Annotated in this window: 2 protein-coding genes; both read right to left on the bottom strand. The window is 62.7% G+C overall.

The genetic code is table 11. The features are described 5' to 3' along the window. Positions 1-108: 108 nt before the first annotated feature. On the bottom strand, positions 109-1,617 hold the full coding sequence (locus tag VN004_RS06810; RefSeq protein WP_325608283.1) for a tripartite tricarboxylate transporter permease: 1,509 nt from the start codon (positions 1,615-1,617) through the stop codon (positions 109-111). Positions 1,618-1,623: 6 nt separating this feature from the next. Next, positions 1,624-1,829: tripartite tricarboxylate transporter TctB family protein (locus VN004_RS06805; RefSeq protein WP_325608281.1), on the bottom strand; the 206-nt coding region annotated here is incomplete at its 5' end.

The following is a 1,829-nucleotide window of genomic DNA, read 5'->3' as shown; positions in this document are numbered from 1 at the left end:
TTTTCTGCGGAGCGGGACTGTGTTGTCCACTCTCATATACGATAAGGGCGGCGTTTCACCGAAACGCCGCCCAAAATCAAGCGCTCAATTAGACCGAGAGAGCCGGTCTTAACCTTCTTCGACGAACACCTCGTCGCGCTTCTTCCGGATCATCGGCAGCACGGCGATGATCAGAAGGATTGCCGAAATCGCGAGCAAAGCTGCGGAAATCGGCCGCGACAGGAACACCGTCCAGTCGCCGCGGGCGATCAGCATGGCGCGCCGGAGGTTTTCCTCCATCAGCGGACCCAGCACGAAGCCCAGCAGCATCGGTGCCGGCTCGAAGTCGTGCTTCACCAGCCAGTACCCGATCAGCGCGAAGGCCGCGGTCATGTAGACGTCCGCCGCCGCATTGTTCACCGAGTAAACGCCGATGCAGCAGACGATCAGGATCATCGGGTAGAGCAGCCGGTACGGCACGCGCAACAGGCGCACCCACAGGCCGACCAGTGGCAGGTTGATGATGACCAGCATCAGGTTGCCGAACCACATCGAGGCGATCATGCCCCAGAACAGGTCGGGCTGCTTGGTCATCACCTGCGGTCCCGGCACGATTCCGTGGATCGTCATCGCGCCGACCATCAGCGCCATCACCGGATTCGGCGGAATGCCAAGGGTGAGCAGCGGGATGAAGGAGGTCTGCGAAGCGGCGTTGTTGGCGGTCTCGGGCGCAGCCACGCCTTCGATCGCACCGCGGCCGAAGCGACGCGGATCCTTCGCCAGCTTCTTTTCCAGCGTGTAGGCGGCGAAGGCCGCGATCACCGATCCGCCGCCCGGCAGGATGCCAAGCACCGAACCAAGGATCGTGCCGCGGCCGATCGCCGGCGCCGCCGCCTTCAGATCGTCGCGGGTCGGCATCAGGCCGGTGATCTTGGCCTGCACGATGTCGCGGCTATGCGTGACCTCGAGATTGCGCAGCACCTCGGCGAAGCCGAACACGCCCATCGCGATCACGACGAAGCCGATGCCGTCAGCCAGTTCCGGAATGTTGAAATTCAGGCGGCCTGCACCGGTTTCGAGGTCCGATCCGACCATCGACAACACGAGACCGACCAGGATCATGGCGATCGCCTTGACGACAGATCCCTTCGCCAACACGACGGCAAAGATCAGGCCGAGCACCATCAGCGAGAAGTATTCGGCCGGTCCGAACAGCAAGGCGATGCTGGTGAGCGGCGCGGCCGCTGCGGCGATGACCACCGTCGCGACGCAACCGGCAAAGAACGAACCGATTGCAGAGATGGCAAGCGCAGGTCCGGCGCGGCCCTGCAACGCCATCTGGTGACCATCGAGTGTTGTCACCACGGATGCTGACTCGCCTGGAATGTTGACGAGAATTGCCGTGGTCGAGCCGCCATACATCGCGCCGTAATAGATGCCGGCTAGCATGATCAGCGCGCCAACCGGCGGCAGACCATAGGTGATCGGCAATAGCATCGCGATGGTCGCGACCGGGCCAAGCCCCGGAAGCACGCCGATGAGCGTGCCGACAAGCGCACCGATCAAACACAGCAGGAGGTTCTGCGGCGTTGCCGCGACGCTGATGCCGAAAGCAAGGTTGTTAAGAAGATCCCACATGACAGATCACCGCGGCCAGAGCTGGAGTGGAAGATTGAGGCCGTAGATGAACAGCGCCACGCAGGCGGCCGTAAGCACGGCTGACCAGATGATGCTCTCGCCCCAGCGCACTTCCTTCGAAGCGGCAGCGGCAATCATCAGCGTGAAGAAGCTCGCAATGATCAAGCCCAGCGGTCGCACCGTTGCGCCGAAGAACACCACGGACGCGAGGA

It is taken from the genome of Pseudorhodoplanes sp., from assembly GCF_035565855.1.
Lineage (GTDB): Bacteria > Pseudomonadota > Alphaproteobacteria > Rhizobiales > Xanthobacteraceae > Pseudorhodoplanes.
Note: the sequence above shows the minus strand (reverse complement) of the source record. Positions and strands in the feature narration are given on the sequence as shown.